General features: G+C 52.8%; 1 protein-coding gene. It reads right to left on the bottom strand.

Translation table 11 applies throughout. The features are described 5' to 3' along the window. Nucleotides 1-168 precede the first annotated feature (168 nt). Nucleotides 169-840, bottom strand: a complete 672-nt coding sequence (locus tag B0E52_RS18210) for a hypothetical protein (RefSeq protein WP_139351525.1) — start codon at nucleotides 838-840, stop codon at nucleotides 169-171. Nucleotides 841-925: the final 85 nt, after the last annotated feature.

Here is a 925-nt window from a genome sequence, read left to right as displayed (position 1 = left end):
TCGCCTTGCGGTGCCGTTCGAAACCGGCGTCGTGCTCCATCGACAGGCTCATCTGCTTCGGCGTCATCGCGTAACATCCGTCCTCAGGTCGAGCTTCGACCACGGGGCAAAATCAGAGTTTCCCTAACGCTGGAGTTAAGCGGCGGCGAAGCCGTCCGCCTTGAAATGTTAGATTGCATTGCGGATCTGAACTAGCGCATCAGGAAAAGCATAAGCTCTCAGGCGGTGGGTCGGTGAGAGTCCAGGCCCCGGTATTTGTATTGAGCTTTTGCTTATGAACCGCCTCAACTTTGCCCACCATCGCTTTGCTTCAGGGTGAGCGCCTTTGCCTATCAATTTAAAATGGTCCGCTGCCCAATAAAATTGAGACATACCGATCGGCCAGTCGTTTTCATGCCCCGACGGTCTAAGATTAAGGCTATAAGGTCCTGGTAAGTTTCCACCAAACCACGGGGCCTGAGCGCTCGAATCCTCTAGTGTCTGGCTCCAACCTTGAAACGGGTTGGCTACATGAGCGTCCGGGACATTTGGTGAACCAGATGGAATGTTCAATGGCCCCGACTTGATGTGCCAAAGTGCATATCGTTGCTCATGCAATACTGGCAACTCTGAGACAGCTTGCCATTTGTAGCGACACCCATCCTGTCCAACCTTGACTAGCCAAGCGATATCGGGATCAGAATTGATCCATGAGCGGATGATCTCCGCGTCAGTCAATGTGGCGAATATGAAAATTTCAGACATGCCTTTGCCATCTAACGCTGGAATTGAGCGGCGGCGTAGCCGTCCGCCTCGAATGAGTAAAAAGAGACTTCCCCTCCCTTCGGCCTCGAAGGCCATGATGGTGTTGCGACACAACCGTCAGCAGAAGAGGAAGTCTCCATGAGCACTATAACCCTCGGCGTGGACTTGGCAAAAAACGTGT

It is taken from the genome of Rhodanobacter sp. C06 (genome assembly GCF_002001105.1).
GTDB lineage: Bacteria > Pseudomonadota > Gammaproteobacteria > Xanthomonadales > Rhodanobacteraceae > Rhodanobacter_A.
This window is presented reverse-complemented; position numbering and strand designations above follow the sequence as displayed.